The following is a 21,341-nucleotide window of genomic DNA, read 5'->3' on the forward strand; positions in this document are numbered from 1 at the left end:
AACGTAGTGGAGCCTCGGCACCCGCGTTGGGTTGCGCTATGTCCTGTCGGACAGGCTTCGCCAACGCTTAACCCAACCTACGAAGAGGTATTTTAACTCCTCAAAATTAATGTGGTGGAGTACTAGTGGTCCACCACATAAGTTATGAGGGGTAATCAATGTAATATTGTAGGTTGGGCTGTTCGCGCAAGCGTTGCTCCCAACGTAGTGGAGCCTCGGCACCCGCGTTGGGTTGCGCTATGTCCTGTCGGACAGGCTTCGCCAACGCTTAACCCAACCTACGAAGAGGTATTTTAACTCCTCAAAATTAATGTGGTGGAGTACTAGTGGTCCGCCACATAAGTTATGAGGGGTAATCAATGTAATATTGTAGGTTGGGCTGTTCGCGCAAGCGTTGCTCCCAACGTAGTGGAGCCTCGGCACCCGCGTTGGGTTGCGCTATGTCCTGTCGGACAGGCTTCGCCAACGCTTAACCCAACCTACGAAGAGGTATTTTAACTCCTCAAAATTAATGTGGTGGAATACTAGTAGCCTGTCACACCAACTTTGATAGGCGGGTATCCAATCCGCCAGGGAATGAAATTCCCTGTCTAATAGTACTCGTCCTATAAATAGGACTGAATTAAGCTAAAAAGCAGCTAAATAAATTAGGTTATATGATTTAAATGCACAACTTATAATGCCCGAACACCGGGAATCTCTAAAAAATACACTTTTGTGTATTCATTAGTCAATTCAAATCTAGTAGTATAAAAGTATGTTTAATTTTTCACACTTGACTAAAATTAAGTCCTGTTAAGATTTATGTCTAATTAACAAGTCTAAAAACATTAGCGGAAAGTAAAAAAAAGCTTTCCAATTTTTATTTTTTAAACAACAGATTGTAGTTAATATCAAGTGAATTTTGATGATTATATTGTTAGTTTATAAAAGTTATAATAAAGACCTATGCAAAAAATTCTTGTAGTAGATGACCATCATTTAATCATATCTGGAACCCTTAATATGTTGCAGAAGCAATATCCAGATATGGAGATTTTTATAGCTAAAACAGCAGAAGATGCTTTATATAAAATAGAAGAACAGATAAAAGAAAATTCATTATTTGACTTAATTATATTAGACTTATCCATCCCACAAAAAACTGGAATGATTGCTAATATCGACACGGGTATTCAATTAATTAAAGATTTATTAAATAAATATCTGGACTTAAATTTCATGGTGCAAAGTAGTTATACTAAAGCGCTGGTCAGAATTAAATATGAAATAGACGAACATCAAGGAGGATTTGTTATTGCAGATAAAGGACTTTCTGAACAAGAGATTTTAACTCGTGTAAATTTAGCAATACAGGGAGCAACTCATACAAAAGATATCAAAACTGGATTGGAATTAAAGCCAGAATGGCTGGAAGTTTTGAGCTTAGCATTTGAAGAAGGATTACAAGATAAAGTAATTTCCGAAAAAATGCACCTACACGAGCGTACAGTGCGTACATATTGGACAAAAATTCAAGATGCTTTAAATGTTTATCCTGAAGATTGTAAGCAAGAAGGTAAAAATATGCGAATTCAAACTGAAATTCGAGCCAGAGAAGAAGGGTTGATTGACTAATAATCAGTGAACAGTTAACAGTTATCAGTTAACAGTAACTATGCTTCGGGTAATGATTATTCAACTAACAACTATCAACCATCAACCAACCACTAACCATCATTATCAGTTATCAGTTAACAGTAACTATGCTTCGGATAATGATTATTCAACTAACAACTATCAACCAACCACTAACTATCAACTCACACTGATAAATAATCATAGTTCAAATGTTGCAAAAACCTATCCAGATAATCAAACATAAAATCTCTATTTGGCATGGTGCAGCACTTCCAGGAATAGCACTTATTCTTATTACTATATTTGTGCGTTTGAGTGGTTCATTACAGTTCTTAGAATGGATGCTACTTGATAATTTTTTAAAAATGCGTCCCTCAGAACCTGTAGATGAAAAAGTTGTGATTGTTGGTATTAATGAAGATGATATTCAAAAAATAGGAAAATATCCAATACCAGATAGAGAAATTGCATCGCTAATTGAGAAGATACAGAGTTACGAACCCAGTATAATTGGTCTTGATATTTTTAAAGATATACCAGTGGAGCCTGGTAGTAAACAGTTACATAAAGTATTAAAAAACAGTAAAAATATCATTGGTATTGATAAGGTTTTATATCCCGATAAAATTTCTCCACCTGCTAGTTTATCTAAAGAAAAAATTGGTTTTGTCGATATTATTCCAGATCAAGATGGTAAATATAGACGTTATTTACTAATGACTCCTAGTCCTGATAATCCTGATGATCCAAAACAAGACAAGTTTTCTTTATCTCTACGTTTAGCAACAGCCTACTTAGCTGCTGAAAAAAATATTACCATAGAAAATGGTATTCAGGACTCTAATGCTATACGATTTGGCTCTACAGAACTTCCTGTTTTCGATTCCAACTCTGGGGGATATGTAGATACAGATAATGGTGGAATCCAAATTTTCATGAATTTTCGTAATGGGAAAGAAAGATTTCGAGTTTTATCGCTTCACGATATTAAAAATAATCAAGTTAACCCAAGCTGGCTACAAGGTAAAATAATTTTAATTGGGATGACTGCTACAACCGTTAGAGATATTACAAATACTTCTGCTATTTCTGGCTTAAAACTGAATGGAGAAATTTATGGAGTCGAATATCACGCTCATGCTACCAGCCAAATTATTAATGCAGTCATAAATAAACGACCTCTGTTACAAACTTGGTCAGATAATTGGGAATATTTGTGGATAATTATTTGGGGTTTTGTTCCCATTGTTATGGGTAATTTGCTTCAATCAGTATGGAATAATTTATTAGCTGTTAGTGTTAGTAGTATTTGTTTAATTGCAGCCGGTTATTTATTCTTAGTGTGGTGGGGATTATGGATTCCTGTAGTCCCAGGTTTACTAATTTTTCTTCTTAACGGTGTTGTACTCAATGCCTTTTTTCAACAAAATAGAACATTAAAATCTAAAATTCAAGAACGACAACGTACTATTGAGCATACCTTTACTATAATTCATAACGGACCCTTACAAACATTAGCTGATGCTTTAAGTCATCTACGCACCCAAGAATTCCCACAAGAAAAACTTATCTTACAACTTGAAACACTCAACCATGAAATTCGAGATATTGGTGAGTTTATGAAAAGAGAAGCTCTGAGTAATGAACATATTTTGCGCTTAGGAAGCGGTTTAATTCTTGATTTAAACAATCCCGTTAATGAACTTTTGTATGAAGTATATACAAGCACTCTGCAAAGAAAAGATTTAAAATATTTAAGCGCTATCAGAGTCAAAACTCGCTCTTTTGAGCCAATAGATGACAAATATTTAAACATAGAACTCAAACGAGAACTATGTCAATTCCTGGAAGAATCTTTATGTAACATCGGAAAACACGCTCAAGGAGCTAAACGAATCCAAGTTATTGGGAAAATTCACGATGAATGCTATAGTTTGAGCGTCAAAGATAATGGATGTGGGATTAATTCATCTACTGAAAGTAAAGGTACAAAACAATGTAAGGATTTAGCTCAGAGGTTATCTGGTACTTTTAAGCGACAGCCTGTATCTCCTAAAGGTACTTTATGTGAACTCACTTGGCGCTTGAAAAATCAAAAAAATCATCTAAAAATCAATTCTCTTTGTAAAGTTATGTTAAGCAAGTTAGGAATGTAACTTTTTAGTAATGTAACTGTTTTTTGTTTTCTTGCGGAAAATAGAGTAATGGGTTGATATTATGATGCATCTAATGTCTCGAATACCAGTTAAATTCACTAATTGTAGATTGTTGAGTGGATTGTTGCTTAGTTCACTAATATTGTTACCCACAGTAGCTTTAGCAAATTATTCACCTCAGAGAAGAAATCCTCCTAAAGAAAATACCAGAGTTGGAGGTTCAAGAGGTTGTCCAGGTGAAGGGAATATACCTTTAACTGTTGTTCTTGCTCCCCATACATTTGTAGGTAAAACGGCTTCTGTACGTCCTACTTTAGCTTGGTTTGCATCCAAACCTGAAAAGACGGAGATTCACGTCTATGAATTCGGCAGTAATAATAAAATGCATCGGACTATTGCGATCGCAAAAATCCACAAATCTCAAACCAGAGCAGGGATAAATAAATTCAAACTTCCTCCAGATAAAGCGTTAACACCAGGTAAGCAATATTTATGGCAAGTATCAATTCAATGTACTGATGGTAGCGATTTGATACAAAAAGCTGAATTTGAAGTGGTTCAAAAGACACGCACATTAGAAGCACAATTGTCTAACGTTACAGACAGCACTCAAAGAGCAAATATATATGCTCGAAATGAGTTATGGTATGAAGCCTTAGACGAAGCTCTTAAGATTTATCCTCAAGATAAATTAGGAAAAATAGATTCACAACTTATTGAAGACCTAATTTTAGTTTACAAGGATGAATTAAAAAATGAAGTTAGAGAAGCTAAAAAGCAGGATATTCAGAAACAAATTAGTAATTTACAAGCTATTTTAAATGATAACATTAGTATAAAAAAAATAATCAACTGAAGCTTGTTGACTACTGCGTTCATATAATAAGTATAAACGTATTACAAATATTTATACTCAAAAACCCCACTTCTAATGGTTGTCATCGAATCAAAACCTTGAGTTTGAGAAGTCGGGTTTTTCTCAGAGCTATAAACGTGTTATAGGTATCTATACTCAAAAACCCGACTTCTAATTTTTTGTTAGAATTAACTTGAAGTCATTACGACTATGAATAGTTTAGGAATTAATGATTAAAAGTGTCAAATAGTTGTGTATAAAGCAATGACGTGGTATGTAAGGCAGTGCCTATATGAAAAAAATATGTAAAAATGGTTACTATCAGGGGTGTTGATTGCAAAAAAAATCAAGTATGCGTCCGGCAAAAGCGAGTGATGAGATGAAATTAGGGGGGAATGTGTTTTTTGGAGAAGCTACACTTTGATTATTGAGAATAAAATTATTTGTATTCTTGAAAGCGATAACTATTGAAATTAGCCCCACCTTATGCGAGAACAGACAAAGGGTAACAATCTATGATTAATTTTGAGAAAAAAGCGTTAACAAAAGACTCAGCCATCAAGTCTAAAGCCTTTGGTGGGTTGCTAGCAGTTAGTTTGATGTTATCAGGGGTTTTTGCGGGAACACCTGTATTGGCTCAGGAAAAAGAAAAAAGCGAGCCTTTGACTTATGGCAATTTGATTGAGAAAATTGAGCAGGGTGAAGTTAAGCGAGTGGAGCTTGACGAAACCGAGCAGGTAGCTAAAGTATATTTAGCGGAAAAAGGTTCGGAGAAGCCGATAGAAGTCAAGCTGTTAGATCAAAACCCGGAGTTAATTAAAAAACTCAGAGATAATAAAGTTGATTTTGCAGAGGTTTCTTCTCAAAACAGTAGGGTAGCTGTTGGACTGTTAATAAACTTGATGTGGATTTTACCCTTAGTTGCTTTGATGCTGCTGTTTTTGCGTCGGACAACCAATGCTTCTTCTCAAGCGATGAATTTTGGTAAATCTAAAGCTCGTTTTCAGGTAGAAGCAAAAACTGGGGTGAAATTTGATGATGTAGCGGGGATAGAGGAAGCAAAAGAGGAACTTGGTGAAGTTGTGACTTTCCTCAAGCTACCAGAAAAATTTACTGCCATTGGCGCACGCATTCCCAAAGGTGTATTATTGGTAGGACCTCCGGGAACAGGTAAAACTTTACTTGCAAAAGCAATTGCTGGAGAAGCGGGAGTTCCGTTCTTTAGTATTTCTGGTTCCGAGTTTGTGGAAATGTTTGTCGGTGTTGGTGCTTCCCGTGTTCGGGATTTATTTAAGAAAGCTAAAGAAAACGCTCCTTGTTTGATATTTATCGATGAAATTGATGCTGTAGGAAGACAGCGGGGTGCGGGTATCGGTGGTGGTAATGATGAACGAGAGCAAACTTTGAACCAGCTACTTACGGAGATGGATGGTTTTGAAGGTAACAATGGTATCATTATTATTGCCGCGACAAACCGCCCAGACGTACTGGATGCAGCGCTTTTACGTCCGGGACGTTTTGATAGACAGGTGATTGTTGATGCACCAGACCGTAAAGGTCGTTTAGCTATTTTAACAGTCCACGCTCGTAATAAGAAAATTGACCCTGGGGTTTCTTTGGAAGTTGTGGCTCGTCGGACTCCGGGTTTTACCGGAGCAGATTTAGCGAATTTACTCAACGAAGCGGCAATTTTGACTGCTAGAAGACGTAAAGAAGCGATTACTCAAATCGAAATTGATGATGCGATTGACAGGTTAACTATTGGGTTAACTCTGAATCCGCTCTTAGATAGTAAGAAGAAGCGATTGATTGCTTATCACGAAGTCGGACACGCTTTACTGGCGACACTTTTAGAACACGCTGACCCTTTAAATAAAGTGACAATTATTCCTCGTTCTGGTGGAGTTGGTGGTTTTTCCCAGCAAACACCTAATGAAGAGATGATTGATAGCGGTCTTTATAGTAAAGCTTGGATGAAAGATAATATTACCATGACTTTGGGAGGAAGGGCATCAGAAGCCGAAGTCTTTGGGGAAAAAGAAATTACGGGTGGTGCTAGTAATGATTTGAAGATGGTTACTAGTCTAGCTCGGAAGATGGTAACGATGTACGGGATGTCCGATTTAGGATTGGTTGCCTTAGAAACTCAGAATCAAGATGTATTTTTGGGAAGAGATTGGGGAAATCGCAACGAGTATTCCGAAGAAATGGCGATCGCAATTGATAAGAAGGTGCGAGAAATTGCTGTTTCGTGTTATCAAGAAGCGCGTCAAATCATGAGGGAAAACCGAGCGTTATTAGACCGACTTGTAGATTTATTAATTGAACAAGAAACAATCGAAGGGGAACAATTCCGTAAAATTGTTGCTGAATATACGGAGTTACCCAAAAATCAATTAGTGATATCTACTTAGTACTCTGACAACCCTTGCATTACTCGGTAAGGGTAGGGAGTAGGGTTTAAGTTACAGTTCTTAACCCCCCAACCCTACTCCCTTTAATAATTAACTTTTAGGAATAGCGCTATCTTGTACTGCGTACATTTGACGTAATACTGCACCTGGGTCTACATATTCTCCCTTGTATTTAAGCACCCAATGTAAATGAGGTCCTGTAGTTCTTCCGGTCATGCCGATTCTACCGATTCTCATTCCAGATGGTATTTGTTGACCTTGAGCAATTTTTATTCCACCCCCACGGTCAATCATATAAAGATTACCTTCTAATTTAGCAACATTTCCTTGCATATGACAATAACTGTGTTGCCAATCACCAGATTCAATAATAATATATGTACCACAAGCACCGCGATCGCCAACTTGAATGACTGTACCTGTAAACCAGTTACGGATGTAACTACCTTTAGGAGCAGCGATATCTAAACCGTTGTGAAATTGAACGCTTCGAGGATTGCTAGGGGAACGACGATAACCAAAAGGTGATGTATAAGCTTGAAAATTCTCTACGGGAAAAGAAGCTTCAGCCCAAGTATTATTACTGACTGTTGCGACTACATTCGGATTAACCCTTTGAGCTTTAACGATTTCGATTCCGGGAAATAAAGCAATCAAGCAGACAACAAGCAATCCAATCAGAAAAAAGACTGCTGGAAAAGTTATTCTTAGTTGACGATTACTCATATTAATTAATGCAATTTTGCTCTACGGATGTACCCGTACTCATTCGTTGCAATTAAGGGAATCTATAGCTTATGGCGGTTGTTTTTAGACAATATTTACGGTTATAATGATTTATTCGACTTTAAAATCAAATTGACAGCATAAACTTTGAGAAAATCAAATTCTTCTCAATATTGGTAACTATTCTCCCAAACTTAGTGATTAAGAAGTTTTGATTCTTCGATTTTGATTTGAGATTGTTGAGAACCCCAGCTATTTGAAGTATTGGTGAGTGACTGCTGAGAAAACATTACTTTAAGTACTTCTGCGGGGTCTACATAATTATCACCATATCTGAGTACCCAATGTAAATGAGGTCCCGTAGTTCGTCCAGTCATTCCAATACGTCCAATTCTGGCTCCTGCGGGTATTTGCTGACCTTGGGCAATTTTTATTCCACCTGCACGATCAATCATATAAAGACGACCGTTTGATTTTTCTACCTTTCCCTGCATATGACAATAACTGTGTTTCCAGTTACCGGATTGAATAATTATATAAGTACCGCAAGCACCGCGATCGCCAACTTGAATTACTGTTCCTCCCCACCAATTGCGAATGTAGCTTCCTTGAGGTGCAGCAATATCTAGACCATTATGGAATTCCCATCTGCTAATATTGGAGGAACGACGATATCCAAAAGGTGATGTGTAAGCTTGAAAACGTTCAACGGGAAAAGAAGCTGAAGACCAAATGTTGTTTATCGCTAATAATGTAGAGTTATTTTCTATCGCTTTAACTCTATTTGAATCTGGTAATATAGTTATTAAATTTACGAGAATAAATCCTAATAAAAATATTTTTTTTTGTCGTTGAGTTATTTTCATATGTTTGTAAAATTACTTATATTATGGTTGTATTTGGTGATTTATCAAGCTGCCAAAAGTTAATTTTAAATAATAATTTTGAATTATATAATCTTGATTTATAACAGCTAATTTGTATTATCATACTTGAGTGTAGGGTAGTGTCAAGGATATTTTTTGATGTTTTGTTTGATTGTTTTTTAATAGAATTAACCTCAGTAAAAATTCTGATAATTCAATGAAAAGTTATTGAGAAAAAATCATCTTATCTGGAAATAATACTCAAACAATTGTTAGTTAGTAATTTTATTTTTAGAAGTAAAATTAGAGTTTGTGTGTTTTCACATACAAAAAGACATCAAGTAGATAAAAATACTCAATATCCATAAAGGTTATCTGATCTAGAGTTCACACAAATAAGTATGAAATACAAGCAGTAATGTTCCCCGATATTGAGAAAACCCACTATCAAAGAGATTTTCGCAAGTACTCGAAGGTAGATTGTTCCAATCACCAGAAATGCTGTAAAATAATTATCTTCAAATTAATTGATAGTTGAGATAATTTTAAGCTTAAAGGTTAATTTAATAATCAAACCTGATTTTCGCAAACCATGTTAATTGATATTCTGCCTTTCAAGTTCAATTTAGATACAACAGCCATTGCTGGAGCAACTTTATGGTCTTTAGGATTGTATCTGGGTTTTTCGCCGACAAGTGAATGGATAACCGAACAACTAAATCGCTGGTTCAATTTTGCTGAGCAATTTATGTATACTAGTAAATCGGAATTTGAAAAAACCCGTCAAGCAAGAGAATCACAAAACGCTTTCTATGCATCTGTTTTTAGTATCATACCCTTTTTAATTATTGGTGCTTTATGCAATTGGGGTATACAAGTCAGTTTGGGAGAAAGTTGGGGTATCAGTACGGGAATTCTTGCTTGTATGAGTTGTGGAGTTTATGAATTAGGAAGAAGAGATGGGGAAAACAGTTAACAGCCAAAGAATCAATATATATATTTAATTAGGAATTACAAATTACAAATTATGCTATCTCCGCGAATTATTTTAGAAACTTTACTTCCATATTTGAAAGTCGCAGCGGGTTATGCTCGTTTTCTACAACCAAAAATTTCTGCTCTCCCTGATAAAGATGGAGGAGATAGCTTTTTCTCCGCTGCTTTGACTGATGCTGATTTAGCAATTCAAAATTTTGTAGAAGTTACATTATTAGGTAATTTTCCGTCAATTCGTTTTTATGGGGAAGAATATAAAAGCTCTCCTAATACCAAGTATTTTCGTGCTGCTGATTTTGCTGAAAAAGATGATTATTTAGTCACTCTTGACCCCATTGATGGTACAAAATTCTATATGGATGGACATTCTAATTATCAAATTATCCTGAGTATTCTCAATACGGACGATTATGAAGCTGTAATCGCTATTTCTCCTAGCGAACAAGTTTATTTCTACGCTTTGAGAGGGAATGGTACTTTTACAGGTACTCTTGAAATGAATTTGGACGAATGTACTCCACTAAAAGTTAACTCTTCTGCAAAACCTACTATTTTATTAGGTACGGGAATGAGTTCGTTGACTACTGTATTAAAAGATAAATATCAAGTTATTAATGCTGTGGATGATTACTCTAAATCCGTTCAAATGCCTAATTTAAATTCTATCTTGAAGGGTGAATTAACTGGTGCTGTCAAAAGATTTGGTCAGTTTATTGACGGTGGAGCTTTAGCTTTTCTCGCAAAAGAAGCTGGTTGTATTGTTACTACTTTAGATGGTTCTGCTTTACCTCCCCTCAATAGCTGCGAGGATTACAAGTTACCTGGATTACTCATAGCAACTTCGGATATAGTACATCAAGATTTACTCAAAGCTGTTTGGACTAATTATCTAAATTGAATTTTAATACATAAGTAGCTCAAAAGCTCTATATTTGTCTCTATTTTAGAGCGCATATTTTAAACTATATGTCAACCGTAGAAAAAAACCTTTTATTTGTTTATGTTAAGTTATCAGCAAATGTTTGTATTTTATCTGATTAACACAACCTATTTATAAGCCTTTCAAGCTGCTCTAAATTTTTAAATATACGTCGCCATAGATTATCAATTTACCGTGACCTGAAACCATTGTCAAATCGTAATCAGAATTCTTAAATGTCAGAGATTCTTGACCAAATTTACACTTTAGACTTTTATTATTCAAATCAATCGCAAAAATCATATTTTCAATATTAATCTTTTCCTGCAATTGCTTGCATCAGTATTTTGAAAATTATATTATTGCACTATATATTTAGATAAAATTCGATTGTTCGGTAATATCGAAATAAAGATAGTTGACTCAAAGTTGTTTAAAACAGGTTTATATATAGTTGGTGAGGTGATCATCTGCATTTCGATTGTTCGGTAATATCGAAATATGTCTGGTTTAAGGCGATCGCAATTTCAAGTTGTTTAAAACAGGTTTATATATAGTTGGTGACTCAAAGTTGTTTAAAACAGGTTTATATATAGTTGGTGAAGTGATCATCTGCATTTCGATTGTTCGGTAATATCGAAATAAAGATAGTTGACTCAAAGTTGTTTAAAACAGGTTTATATATAGTTGGTGAAGTGATCATCTGCATTTCGATTGTTCGGTAATATCGAAATATATCTGGTTTAAGGCGATCGCAATTTTAAGTTGTAAAAAACAGGTTTATATATAGTTGGTGACTCAAAGTTGTTTAAAACAGGTTTATATATAGTTGGTGAAGTGATCATCTGCATTTCGATTGTTCGGTAATATCGAAATAAAGATAGTTGACTCAAAGTTGTTTAAAACAGGTTTATATATAGTTGGTGAAGTGATCATCTGCATTTCGCTTGTTCGGTAATATCGAAATAAAGATAGTTGACTCAAAGTTGTTTAAAACAGGTTTATATATAGTTGGTGAGGTGATCATCTGCATTTCGATTGTTCGGTAATATCGAAATATATCTGGTTTAAGGCGATCGCAATTTTAAGTTGTTTAAAACAGGTTTATATATAGTTGGTGAAGTGATCATCTGCATTTCGCTTGTTCGGTAATATCGAAATATATTTGATTCAACGCGATCACGATTTCAAGTTGGTAAAAACAGGTTTATATATAGTTTATGAAGTGATCATCTGCATTTCGATTGTTCGGGAGTATCGAAATATATTTGATTCAAAGTTGTTTGAGAAAGAGTTTTATATTAATTGAGCAGAAAATGAGTTAAACTTGTTTTTCTAATTCTTCCGATACTAACTGAGTTAATTTAGTAGCAGCACCAGTGTCACCTCTAACGGTTCTTAACTTCTGACGTATATCTGCTAATTTTGCGGGATGCTGTAAATAATCGATCACAATATTTCCAACATCTTGGGGTTGTAACTTCCCGACTAACTCCGGTACAATTTCTTCTTTTGCCCATATATTAGGCCATGCTAACAAACCTTTGCGTCGAAGAAAATACCAATTGATCAACTTAGCGAAACTAGAACCAACTAAAGGTAAATTAGCGAGTAATCCAGGAATACCATCCCAAGAACGCATTGCGTCTAATTGTTGGGTAGGAAGTAAAACAATCATTGGTACTGCTAAAGAACCGAGTTCGGCAGTATTTGCACCAACAGTAGTTAAACAGATACTACATTTAGATAATATATCATAAGCTGGATGTTTTAAAAACAGTTCTATTTGTAAACCCGTTGCAGTTTCTAAATAAGGTTGTTCTGAATCAATTAACTTTGCAGATACTCTTCCAAAGTATTCTGACATCGGATTTTTTTCCGCCGAGGCGAAACTAGCTAAAGTTTGTAAATCTAAAGTTGGTGCGACGGGAATTACAAATTTAGTTTGTGGTAGTTTTTGATGAACGTATTCGGCGATCGCCAAACTCAAAGGTACACCTTGAGAAAGTTTAGCGGCTTTGGAACCAGGTAAAATGCCGATTAATTGGTAATTGGTAATGGGTAATTGGTAATTGCTAATTGCTACCCCCTCTTTCATAGAAGCTTCAGCCATCAAATCTCCGACAACGGTAAATTTGTCAATATACTGAGGATTGACTTTGGCAATAACTTGCGGTTTCATCACTCCAAAACGGTTAATTAAAGAGTGCCATCGTGCTTCCCATTCAGCATAAACAACAGTACGATAACCCAATCTTTTACCAATTACCACAGGAAAAAATTGGTCTCCACCCAAGAATACTACTACACCTTTCTCTCGCCAATCCCAATTATCGGCGGTTTTCCCGGTTAGTAAAAATGGAAAGAAATCTGAAGATGCTTGGACTCTATCTACTTCGGGATAGGAAAGAGCAATATCAGCTTCCTTACCGCTAGCATTGGCACAAGGGGATAAAACAACGGAAATCCGAAATTTATCGCGGTTATTACCCAGCTTTTCCCGTAACGATTTTACTACAGGACGCACCCAAGTTGTGATTTCACCAGGACCGTTGGAAAGAATAAGAATATCAAACATCAATTAATCAGTGAGCAGTTAACAGTTATCAGTAAATATAAAATCTTTTGAGATGGGCATCCTGAACCGTCTTAAAAACAAATGTCTCCTATTTACTATTCTAGTATCCCTAATTTTTAGCAATAATTAAATAATCAAACCGAATTCTTTATCTAATAATGCCTTATAGTAGTTTTTCACTTTCCAAAGTAAAACGCGAGTTTAATTTGACTACAGTTGAAAACGAACGTTTTTTACCAGAAATTACACCAATTGAACCGAGTTTTTACCTTAAAGAAGCTTTAAGCGAAGGACTACCATTAGCAATCGCAACGGGTTCAGAAAAAGCACGTTCAGAATTAATTATCAGTCCCATACTTGTAGAAGTAAGAAAAATACTGGAACGTAAAATCAGCTTGTTTTCAGGTGAAGATTTTACCATTGCTCCGGAATTTGATTTAATTGGAGTATGCGATTTTTTAATCAGTCGTTCCCCCGAACAAGTTTTTATCGAAGCACCTGCCGTAGTAATTATAGAAGCTAAAAAAGGTGATTTAAAGCCGGGATTGGGACAATGTGCGGCGTCCATGATTGCAGCACAGATATTTAATCAGAAAAATAATATTCCGATTACTACTATATATGGAAGCGTTACCAGCGGTACTGCTTGGAGATTTTTGAAATTAGAAGGACAAATATTGAGTATTGATTTACAGGATTATCCCGTTCCCCCAGTGGATATACTTTTGGGAATGTTGGTTTGGATGGTGAAAGAAGGTTAGATATTTGATAAAAATACTAAAATAAAACTACATTACTATCCGCTGGTGAAACCATGATTCTCGCATCAGCAAATCAACAAACCGAAATTGAAATCATCTACCCTAGCTCAGACGGTGAACCCTTGGCGGAAACCTACGTTAATTTATATGCAATCCTTGTAACTTTAGAAATTTTAAAGCAGTATTTGCAGGGACAGCAAGCGACTGTTTTAGCTGACCAATTTTTATATTACGCTCAAGGTTTTCCTAAGCTCAGAGTAGCACCTGATGTCATGGTAATTTTTAACGTTGTTCCTGGTAGTAGAGATAATTATAAAATTTGGGAAGAAAAACAAGTTCCTGCGGTGATATTTGAGATTACCTCGGAAGGTACCAAGGAAAAAGATACGGGTTATAAAAAAACACTTTACGAACAGTTGGGTATCAAAGAATATTGGTTATTCGATCCTAAAGGGGAATGGATTGAAAATAAATTAAAAGGTTATCGCTTAGACAAAGAAGTATACGAAGAAATTACTGATAGTAGAAGCGAACCTTTACAACTTAGATTAGAAATTGAATCGGAATTAATTGCTTTTTATCGAGAAGATACTGGAGAGAAATTATTAGCACCAAGCGAGTTAGCGCAAGCGCTTAAGGAAAGTGAAGAAAAAGCCGAAAGGTTGAGAAGAAAATTGTCATAATTGGGTGTAGATCCGGATACAGTTTGATTGTAAATAACTATTATATCCGGCGGTTGAAACCGCTGCTACACAGGCAAAGTCCACCTGCGTGGACTAATAAATTTTAAACCCGCGCAGGCGGGTTTTGTCTGTGTAGCCGCGATTTAAATCGCCAGGTACTCTACATCTCTCTTCAACCTCTTCCCTCCGCGCTCTTTGCGGTTTTATAAAACTTTATCCTTTAATAACCAAATAACTAATAATTAATATTACAAATAGTTTACTAAATGTGAGTAAGCACACCAAAAAAACGTAAAGTATTGTTAAGCAAAAATTGTTTATATTTATCGATTTGTGTCAGATGGACGACAAAAGGCCCATAACTAGACAATTTCTGATAAAAAACATTTAATGCCGAACCAGAGAACACGCATCAAAGGAGCGAGGGAACGTATGTTTACTCACGTCAAGTCCACCATTAGACACATCAAGCCGGAAAATCTTCAGGGGAGACATTTAATTAAGGTGGTCTATGTCGTGTTAGAGTCCCAGTATCAGAGTGCATTATCACAAGCGGTACGGACTATAAACGATAATCATCCGAATATTGCAATTGAAATCAGCGGTTATTTGATTGAGGAACTTCGTTCAGAAGATAATTATCGGGAGTTTCAAAAAGATTTAGAGACTACAAATGTTTTTATTGCTTCACTTATTTTTATTGAAGATTTAGCGACTAAGGTAGTTGCGGCGGTGCAGCCTCATCGTGATAATTTTGATGTGGCTGTATGTTTCCCTTCAATGCCCGAAGTTATGCGTCTGAATAAGATGGGTAGCTTTTCCTTGGCGAATTTGGGACAATCCAAAAGTGCGATCGCGCAGTTTATGAAGAAGCGGAAGGAGAAATCCGGTGCGTCTTTTCAAGATGGAATGTTGAAGCTGCTGCGGACTTTGCCTTCTGTATTAAAGTATTTGCCGGTGGAAAAGGCTCAAGATGCTCGTAATTTCATGTTGAGTTTTCAGTATTGGTTGGGGGGTTCTTCTGAAAATTTAGAAAATTTCCTCTTAATGCTGGCTGATAAATATGTTTTAAAAGATGTAGATAAAAGCAATTTTAAATCAGTAGAAGATTATCAACTGCCGGTAGTGTATCCCGATATGGGAATTTGGCATCCTTTGGCAACAACGATGTTTGAGGATGTCAAAGAGTATCTTAACTGGTATAATAGTCGTCCGGATATTTCTCCAGATTTAAAAGACCCTTTAGCGCCTTGTGTGGGTTTAGTATTGCAAAGGACGCATTTGGTAACTGGTGATGATGCTCATTATGTGGCAATTATCCAGGAATTGGAAGCCATGGGGGCGCGGGTAATTCCCGTTTTTGCTGGTGGTTTGGACTTTTCTAAGCCGGTGGATGCTTATTTTTATGAAACAAATTCTTCTTTAAAAGGAAGTAATAAGGAAGGAACTACCTTAATAGATGCTGTAGTATCTTTGACAGGATTTGCTTTAGTGGGTGGACCAGCCAGACAAGACCACCCGAAAGCGATTGAGTCCTTAAAGCGGTTAAATCGTCCGTATATGGTCGCCTTGCCTTTGGTATTCCAAACTACCGAAGAGTGGATGGAAAGTGATTTGGGATTGCATCCGATTCAAGTAGCTTTACAAATTGCCATTCCCGAATTAGATGGAGCCATTGAGCCGATAATTTTATCTGGTAAAGATGGTGCCACCGGAAAGGCGATCGCGCTGCAAGACAGAGTAGAAGCAGTGGCACAACGAGCGTTGAAATGGGCTTCTTTACGTCGCAAACCCAAATTAAATAAGAAAGTAGCGATTACTGTATTTAGTTTCCCTCCGGATAAAGGTAATGTGGGAACCGCAGCATATTTAGATGTGTTCGGTTCGATATATGAGGTAATGAAAGCGTTGAAAAACAACGGCTACGATTTACCAGAATTACCAGGAAGTGCCAAAGAGTTGATGGAAGAAGTCATCCACGACGCACAAGCACAGTATGCAAGTCCCGAATTAAACGTTGCTTATCGAATGTCAGTTCCCGAATATGAGGAATTAACACCATATTCTCACCGTTTGGAAGAGAATTGGGGTCCACCTCCGGGACATCTGAATAGTGACGGACAAAATTTGTTGGTTTACGGGAAACATTTTGGTAATCTATTTATTGGGGTACAACCGACCTTTGGTTATGAAGGAGACCCAATGCGGTTGTTATTTTCCCGTTCTGCAAGTCCTCATCATGGTTTTGCTGCTTACTACACATATCTAGAAAAAATTTGGGGTGCGGATGCGGTACTGCACTTCGGTACTCATGGTTCCTTGGAATTTATGCCAGGAAAGCAAATGGGAATGTCGGGTGATTGTTATCCCGATAATTTAATTGGTACTATTCCCAATTTGTATTATTACGCTGCAAATAACCCTAGTGAAGCCACAATTGCCAAACGTCGTAGTTATGCGGAAACGATTTCTTATTTAACTCCCCCCGCAGAAAATGCTGGTTTATATAAAGGTTTGAAAGAATTAAGTGAGTTAATTGGTTCCTACCAAACCTTGAAAGATACCGGACGGGGAGTAGCGATTGTTGATACCATCATGGATAAAGCCCGGATGGTAAATCTGGATAAAGATATCAACTTACCGGATACTTGTAAAGATATGTCCCCTGAACAACGGGATAATATCGTTGGTAGTGTGTACCGTCGGTTGATGGAGATAGAATCGCGACTGTTACCCTGTGGATTACACGTAGTTGGAAAACCACCTACCGCAGAAGAAGCTGTGGCTACTTTGGTTAATATAGCTGGGTTAGATAGAGAAGAGGAAGGGATTATCAGCTTACAACGGATAATTGCCAATAGTATCGGACGCGACATCGAAGAGATTTATCGCAATAGCGATAAAGGTATTTTACAAGATGTAGAATTACTGCAACATATCACTATGACCACTCGCGAAGCAGTTGGAGCATTGGTGAAAGCGCAAATCGACGCAGAAGGTAGAGTATCCCTGGTTTCCAAATTGAACTTCTTCAATATGGGTAAAAAGGAACCTTGGGTAGAAGCTTTACATCAAGCAGGTTATCCCAAAGTTGATAAAGAAGCCCTCAAACCGCTATTTGAATACTTGGAATTCTGTTTACAACAAGTATGCGCGGATAATGAATTAGGTGCATTACTCAAAGGATTAGAAGGTGAATACGTCCTACCTGGTCCAGGAGGAGACCCAATTCGTAACCCCGATGTACTCCCCACGGGTAAAAATATCCACGCTCTCGACCCCCAATCAATCCCCACTATGGCAGCGGTGAAATCCGCGAAAGTGGTTGTAGATAGATTGTTAGATAGACAAATGCGGGAAAATGGCGGGAATTATCCCGAAACCATCGCTTGTGTATTATGGGGTACCGACAATATTAAAACCTACGGGGAATCACTAGCACAGATAATGTGGATGGTCGGTGTACGACCAGTTCCCGATGCTTTGGGAAGAGTGAACAAGTTAGAATTAGTACCCTTAGAAGAGTTGGGTAGACCGAGAATTGATGTTGTAATCAACTGTTCCGGTGTATTCCGCGACTTGTTTGTTAACCAAATGAATTTGTTAGATCAAGGGGTAAAAATGGCTGCGGAAGCCGATGAACCCTTAGAAATGAACTTCGTTCGTAAACACGCACTCAAGCAAGCCGAAGAGATGGGGATTAATTTGCGTCAAGCAGCAACCCGCGTCTTTTCTAATGCTAGTGGTTCTTATTCTTCTAATATTAATTTAGCGGTAGAAAACAGTACCTGGGAAAACGAATCGGAATTACAGGAAATGTACTTGAAGCGGAAATCCTTTGCATTCACCGCAGATAATCCCGGAATGATGGAAAACTCGCGGAAAATCTTTGAAAGTGCATTACAGACAGCCGATGTCACCTTCCAAAACTTAGATTCCTCCGAAATTAGTTTAACCGACGTTTCCCATTACTACGATTCCGATCCGACGAAAGTAGTAGCTAGTTTACGGAAAGATGGTAAAAAGCCAGTTGCGTATATGGCAGATACGACTACAGCCAATGCTCAGGTACGTACTTTGTCGGAAACCGTGCGTTTGGATTCTCGGACAAAGTTATTGAATCCGAAGTGGTATGAAGGAATGTTATCTCACGGTTATGAAGGAGTGAGGGAGTTATCCAAACGCTTGGTTAATACTGTGGGTTGGAGTGCGACAGCGGATGCGGTTGATAATTGGGTTTACGAAGATACTAATGAAACCTTCATGAAAGATAAGGAGATGCAGGAAAGGTTGTTGAACTTAAATCCGCATTCCTTCCGGAAGATGGTGACTTCATTGTTGGAAGCCAATGGTAGAGGTTACTGGGATACTGATGAAAGTAATCTCGATCGATTACGGGAATTGTATCAGCAGGTGGAGGATAAGATTGAGGGGATTGAGTAGGTAGAATTTCGTTTGTAATATTTAAGCCCGCCGTTTGTGCGGGTTTTTTTTGTTTTTTAACGCAGAGGGGCGCGGAGGTTTGCGCGGAGGTACGCGGAGGGGATAATTGAGGAGGTAGAATATAAGTTATTTGAATTTAATTATGAATTATCGTATAGAAAGCATTGCTCAATTACAAAATCTAAATTATTTGAATGTAAGTAATAATCAATTAGAATATTTACCAGAAACTATTGGCAATCTCAAAAATTTAGAACATTTAAACCTTATTGGCAATCGATTAACTCAATTACCACAAAGTATTGGTAATCTATGCGGGCTTAAATCTGAGATTGATGCTTACGATAATCCTTTAAATGGGCTTCCTGAAAGTGCGTCTAAATTACAAGTTCAAATTTTATATTGAATTAAGTAGTAGGTTGGGTTAGACACGAAAACCAAATTTGACTTGTAACGAAAATCTATTTATCGTGTCGTAACCCAACATTATAATTGTGAATCAAGAATATTATCCGATATTGTATAATACCGATAATGAAGATGTTGGGTTACGGTGCAAAATTAATTTAGTTTTATTGAAAATCAATCAAGTAATCAGAAAATATTAAAATTTGTGACTCAACAAGATAAGTTATTAGCTAAAATCCTATCAGGTGCATCAGATGCAAATATTTCATTTGAAAAACTTTGCCAACTATTACTCAACTTAGGCTTTGATGAACGCATCCGTGGAAGTCATCACATTTTTACTAAAGAAGATGTTGAAGAAATCTTAAATCTACAACCAAAGAAAGGAAAAGCGAAGGTATACCAAGTAAAACAAGTTCGTGAAGTGGTTCTTAAATATCAGTTAGAAGAAGGAGAATAAAATGACGCTTCGCTACAAAATAATCCTCTACTACAGTCAAGAAGACGAAGCATTTATCGCAGAAGTACCAGAATTACCCGGTTGTGCTGCGGATGGTGAAACTTATCAAGAAGCGTTGCAAAATGTAGAGATTATTATGCAAGAATGGATTGAAACTGCTCAGGATTTAGGACGTAATATTCCTCAACCGAAGCGGGGTTTAATGTCGGCTTGATACGATTTTTAATAAATTATAATAAATACATTTATTCAGTTAAACTCGCAACTTCCAACCAACCTTGGATAGCATCTTCTAGCATTTCTAACAAATGTTCGTAACTATTACCCCAAGTGTGACACCCAGGTAAGGCTGGTACAGAAGCGCACCATACATCATCCTCTTGCCAGATTACTGCTTTAATTTTCATTATCTAAAAAATCATATTTAAGAAACCACACCAATACGTGAGCGGCTTATCACACTTCTATTGATATCATCTCATCATATCATCGAAAAAAAGCAGGAATCGAACTATGATGACTTACAAAGGTTACTCAGCAATTATCGAAGTAGATACGGAAGCAGAAATACTATTTGGTAGAGTTATCGATATTAATGACGTAATCACTTTTAAAGCCAAAACTATTGAAGAAGCGCGTCAAGAGTTTCATAATTCAGTTGATGATTATCTTGCTTATTGTGAAGATTTAGGTGAAGAACCCGATAAACCTTTTTCTGGAAAACTTCCTTTCCGTACAACTCCAGAAAATCACCGCAAGATTTTTATTGCAGCGAAAAAATCAGGGTTAAGTATTAATGCTTGGATGGATGAAGTATTAGCGAATGCTGCGGAAAAGTTTATCAATGCTTAGGATTAGTTAGGGTTGAACATTGTGAAGCCAACCTACAATTTAAAAGTCATCACATTTTTACTAAAGAAGATGTTGAAGAAATCTTAAATCGTGAAGCTAACCTACAATTTATTACCATTTAATTTGTAGTTTTTTCAGCCCGCCGTTTCTGCGGTTTTTTTGTTTTTTAAACGCAGAGTGACGCGGAGGGAAGGCGCGGAGGTTAGGGGAGGAGAAGGTGGTTATAATATAAGTGATTTGAATTCAAGATTAATAAGTGGTTACTGGTTACTGATAATTGAACACTGATTTGAAAAATGTCCCAAATATATCAAGTTATTGAAGAAGCATTTAAAAAACCGATGGTTTCCTACGATCCATCAAGACAATCACTCAAAGCTTGGGTAATGTTTTGTTTGCGAGATAAGGGTTTTAAGGTAGTTTATGCACAAAATGCAGACTTTGCAATTGAAAGAAAAGGTGAAAAATTGTACTTTAAAGTTGCTGATACAGCCGAAAATTTGGATAAGCAATTCAATTGGGTAGTCTGGGATAGTAATCTTAAAACTGCGATCGCAATTCCCGCTGAGTAAAGATGGGGAGATGGGGGGATGGGGAGATGGG

Annotated in this window: 19 protein-coding genes; 15 read left to right on the forward strand and 4 right to left on the reverse strand. The window is 36.8% G+C overall.

Going from position 1 to position 21,341, the window contains the following annotated elements; all coding sequences use genetic code 11:
• Window positions 1-948 precede the first annotated feature (948 nt).
• The 5 genes from IQ247_RS24440 (at window position 949) to ftsH (ending at window position 7,046) form a co-directional block, all read left to right on the forward strand.
• Entirely contained in the window at window positions 949-1,617 is a 669-nt protein-coding gene (locus IQ247_RS24440; protein ID WP_193923953.1) for a response regulator transcription factor, read from the forward strand.
• Window positions 1,618-1,669: 52 nt separating this feature from the next.
• Window positions 1,670-1,864, forward strand: a complete 195-nt coding sequence (locus IQ247_RS24445; RefSeq protein ID WP_193923954.1) for a hypothetical protein — start codon at window positions 1,670-1,672, stop codon at window positions 1,862-1,864.
• Window positions 1,830-3,776 carry a sensor histidine kinase gene (locus IQ247_RS24450; RefSeq protein WP_193923955.1) on the forward strand — a complete coding sequence of 649 codons (1,947 nt, stop codon included), beginning with the start codon at window positions 1,830-1,832 and terminating at the stop codon, window positions 3,774-3,776. The genes IQ247_RS24445 and IQ247_RS24450 overlap by 35 nt, the downstream gene beginning before the upstream one ends.
• Window positions 3,777-3,837: 61 nt before the next feature.
• A complete protein-coding gene (locus IQ247_RS24455; protein ID WP_228060004.1) occupies window positions 3,838-4,632 on the forward strand; it encodes a DUF928 domain-containing protein in 795 nt (264 codons plus the stop codon).
• Between the two features lie 515 nt (window positions 4,633-5,147).
• On the forward strand, window positions 5,148-7,046 hold the full coding sequence (ftsH, locus tag IQ247_RS24460; protein ID WP_193923959.1) for an ATP-dependent zinc metalloprotease FtsH: 1,899 nt from the start codon (window positions 5,148-5,150) through the stop codon (window positions 7,044-7,046).
• Window positions 7,047-7,136: 90 nt separating this feature from the next.
• Here ftsH and IQ247_RS24465 read toward each other — a convergent pair whose 3' ends face one another.
• Both IQ247_RS24465 and IQ247_RS24470 read right to left on the reverse strand, forming a co-directional pair.
• On the reverse strand, window positions 7,137-7,772 hold the full coding sequence (locus IQ247_RS24465) for a M23 family metallopeptidase (RefSeq protein ID WP_193923961.1): 636 nt from the start codon (window positions 7,770-7,772) through the stop codon (window positions 7,137-7,139).
• Between the two features lie 194 nt (window positions 7,773-7,966).
• Window positions 7,967-8,638: a M23 family metallopeptidase gene (locus IQ247_RS24470; protein WP_193923962.1), complete on the reverse strand. Its 672-nt coding sequence runs from the start codon at window positions 8,636-8,638 to the stop codon at window positions 7,967-7,969.
• Between the two features lie 592 nt (window positions 8,639-9,230).
• Here IQ247_RS24470 and IQ247_RS24475 point away from each other — a divergent pair.
• Window positions 9,231-9,614 carry a hypothetical protein gene (locus tag IQ247_RS24475; RefSeq protein WP_193923963.1) on the forward strand — a complete coding sequence of 128 codons (384 nt, stop codon included), beginning with the start codon at window positions 9,231-9,233 and terminating at the stop codon, window positions 9,612-9,614.
• Window positions 9,615-9,665: 51 nt separating this feature from the next.
• A complete protein-coding gene (locus tag IQ247_RS24480) occupies window positions 9,666-10,532 on the forward strand; it encodes an inositol monophosphatase family protein (protein ID WP_193923964.1) in 867 nt (288 codons plus the stop codon).
• Window positions 10,533-11,874: 1,342 nt separating this feature from the next.
• Here the strand turns inward: IQ247_RS24480 and IQ247_RS24485 are convergent.
• On the reverse strand, window positions 11,875-13,131 hold the full coding sequence (locus tag IQ247_RS24485) for a glycosyltransferase family protein (protein ID WP_193923965.1): 1,257 nt from the start codon (window positions 13,129-13,131) through the stop codon (window positions 11,875-11,877).
• Window positions 13,132-13,337: 206 nt separating this feature from the next.
• Here IQ247_RS24485 and IQ247_RS24490 point away from each other — a divergent pair, with 206 nt between their 5' ends.
• From IQ247_RS24490 to IQ247_RS24515, 6 genes are all read left to right on the forward strand, one after another.
• A complete protein-coding gene (locus tag IQ247_RS24490; RefSeq protein WP_322745569.1) occupies window positions 13,338-13,892 on the forward strand; it encodes a hypothetical protein in 555 nt (184 codons plus the stop codon).
• Window positions 13,893-13,945: 53 nt separating this feature from the next.
• Window positions 13,946-14,575 (forward strand): Uma2 family endonuclease, encoded by a 630-nt coding sequence (locus IQ247_RS24495; RefSeq protein WP_193923967.1) that lies wholly within the window; start codon window positions 13,946-13,948, stop codon window positions 14,573-14,575.
• 432 nt (window positions 14,576-15,007) lie between these two features.
• Complete coding sequence (locus IQ247_RS24500) at window positions 15,008-19,018, forward strand: magnesium chelatase subunit H (protein ID WP_193923968.1); 4,011 nt, start codon at window positions 15,008-15,010, stop codon at window positions 19,016-19,018.
• A 142-nt stretch (window positions 19,019-19,160) separates the two neighbouring features.
• Window positions 19,161-19,424, forward strand: a complete 264-nt coding sequence (locus IQ247_RS24505; protein WP_193923970.1) for a leucine-rich repeat domain-containing protein — start codon at window positions 19,161-19,163, stop codon at window positions 19,422-19,424.
• A gap of 207 nt (window positions 19,425-19,631) precedes the next feature.
• On the forward strand, window positions 19,632-19,886 hold the full coding sequence (locus IQ247_RS24510; RefSeq protein ID WP_193923971.1) for a type II toxin-antitoxin system HicA family toxin: 255 nt from the start codon (window positions 19,632-19,634) through the stop codon (window positions 19,884-19,886).
• A 1-nt stretch (window position 19,887) separates the two neighbouring features.
• Window positions 19,888-20,100, forward strand: a complete 213-nt coding sequence (locus IQ247_RS24515) for a type II toxin-antitoxin system HicB family antitoxin (protein ID WP_193923972.1) — start codon at window positions 19,888-19,890, stop codon at window positions 20,098-20,100.
• A gap of 31 nt (window positions 20,101-20,131) precedes the next feature.
• Here IQ247_RS24515 and IQ247_RS24520 read toward each other — a convergent pair whose 3' ends face one another.
• Window positions 20,132-20,293, reverse strand: a complete 162-nt coding sequence (locus IQ247_RS24520) for a type II toxin-antitoxin system HicB family antitoxin (RefSeq protein ID WP_193923973.1) — start codon at window positions 20,291-20,293, stop codon at window positions 20,132-20,134.
• A gap of 106 nt (window positions 20,294-20,399) precedes the next feature.
• Between IQ247_RS24520 and IQ247_RS24525 the strand changes: the two genes are divergently transcribed.
• The gene (locus tag IQ247_RS24525) at window positions 20,400-20,738 is read left to right on the forward strand and encodes a type II toxin-antitoxin system HicB family antitoxin (RefSeq protein WP_193923974.1); all 339 of its coding nucleotides are present in this window, start codon (window positions 20,400-20,402) and stop codon (window positions 20,736-20,738) included.
• 296 nt (window positions 20,739-21,034) lie between these two features.
• Window positions 21,035-21,310, forward strand: coding sequence for a hypothetical protein (locus IQ247_RS24530; protein WP_193923975.1), 276 nt, complete (start codon window positions 21,035-21,037; stop codon window positions 21,308-21,310).
• The last annotated feature ends 31 nt before the right edge of the window (window positions 21,311-21,341 follow it).

The sequence above is a fragment of the Plectonema cf. radiosum LEGE 06105 genome, assembly GCF_015207665.1.
Classification (GTDB): domain Bacteria; phylum Cyanobacteriota; class Cyanobacteriia; order Cyanobacteriales; family Nostocaceae; genus Rivularia; species Rivularia radiosa_A.

Bases quoted from the DNA above. Each gene is read 5' to 3' on its own strand.
- IQ247_RS24515 (WP_193923972.1), top strand. From the start codon at position 19,888: ATGACGCTTCGCTACAAAATAATCCTCTACTACAGTCAAGAAGACGAA.
- IQ247_RS24445 (WP_193923954.1), top strand. From the start codon at position 1,670: ATGATTATTCAACTAACAACTATCAACCATCAACCAACCACTAACCAT.
- IQ247_RS24525 (WP_193923974.1), top strand. From the start codon at position 20,400: ATGATGACTTACAAAGGTTACTCAGCAATTATCGAAGTAGATACGGAA.
- IQ247_RS24485 (WP_193923965.1), bottom strand. From the start codon at position 13,131: ATGTTTGATATTCTTATTCTTTCCAACGGTCCTGGTGAAATCACAACT.
- IQ247_RS24480 (WP_193923964.1), top strand. From the start codon at position 9,666: ATGCTATCTCCGCGAATTATTTTAGAAACTTTACTTCCATATTTGAAA.
- IQ247_RS24520 (WP_193923973.1), bottom strand. From the start codon at position 20,293: ATGAAAATTAAAGCAGTAATCTGGCAAGAGGATGATGTATGGTGCGCT.
- IQ247_RS24455 (WP_228060004.1), top strand. From the start codon at position 3,838: ATGATGCATCTAATGTCTCGAATACCAGTTAAATTCACTAATTGTAGA.
- IQ247_RS24505 (WP_193923970.1), top strand. From the start codon at position 19,161: ATGAATTATCGTATAGAAAGCATTGCTCAATTACAAAATCTAAATTAT.
- IQ247_RS24475 (WP_193923963.1), top strand. From the start codon at position 9,231: ATGTTAATTGATATTCTGCCTTTCAAGTTCAATTTAGATACAACAGCC.
- ftsH (WP_193923959.1), top strand. From the start codon at position 5,148: ATGATTAATTTTGAGAAAAAAGCGTTAACAAAAGACTCAGCCATCAAG.
- IQ247_RS24450 (WP_193923955.1), top strand. From the start codon at position 1,830: ATGTTGCAAAAACCTATCCAGATAATCAAACATAAAATCTCTATTTGG.
- IQ247_RS24465 (WP_193923961.1), bottom strand. From the start codon at position 7,772: ATGAGTAATCGTCAACTAAGAATAACTTTTCCAGCAGTCTTTTTTCTG.
- IQ247_RS24500 (WP_193923968.1), top strand. From the start codon at position 15,008: ATGTTTACTCACGTCAAGTCCACCATTAGACACATCAAGCCGGAAAAT.
- IQ247_RS24470 (WP_193923962.1), bottom strand. From the start codon at position 8,638: ATGAAAATAACTCAACGACAAAAAAAAATATTTTTATTAGGATTTATT.
- IQ247_RS24530 (WP_193923975.1), top strand. From the start codon at position 21,035: ATGTCCCAAATATATCAAGTTATTGAAGAAGCATTTAAAAAACCGATG.
- IQ247_RS24495 (WP_193923967.1), top strand. From the start codon at position 13,946: ATGATTCTCGCATCAGCAAATCAACAAACCGAAATTGAAATCATCTAC.
- IQ247_RS24440 (WP_193923953.1), top strand. From the start codon at position 949: ATGCAAAAAATTCTTGTAGTAGATGACCATCATTTAATCATATCTGGA.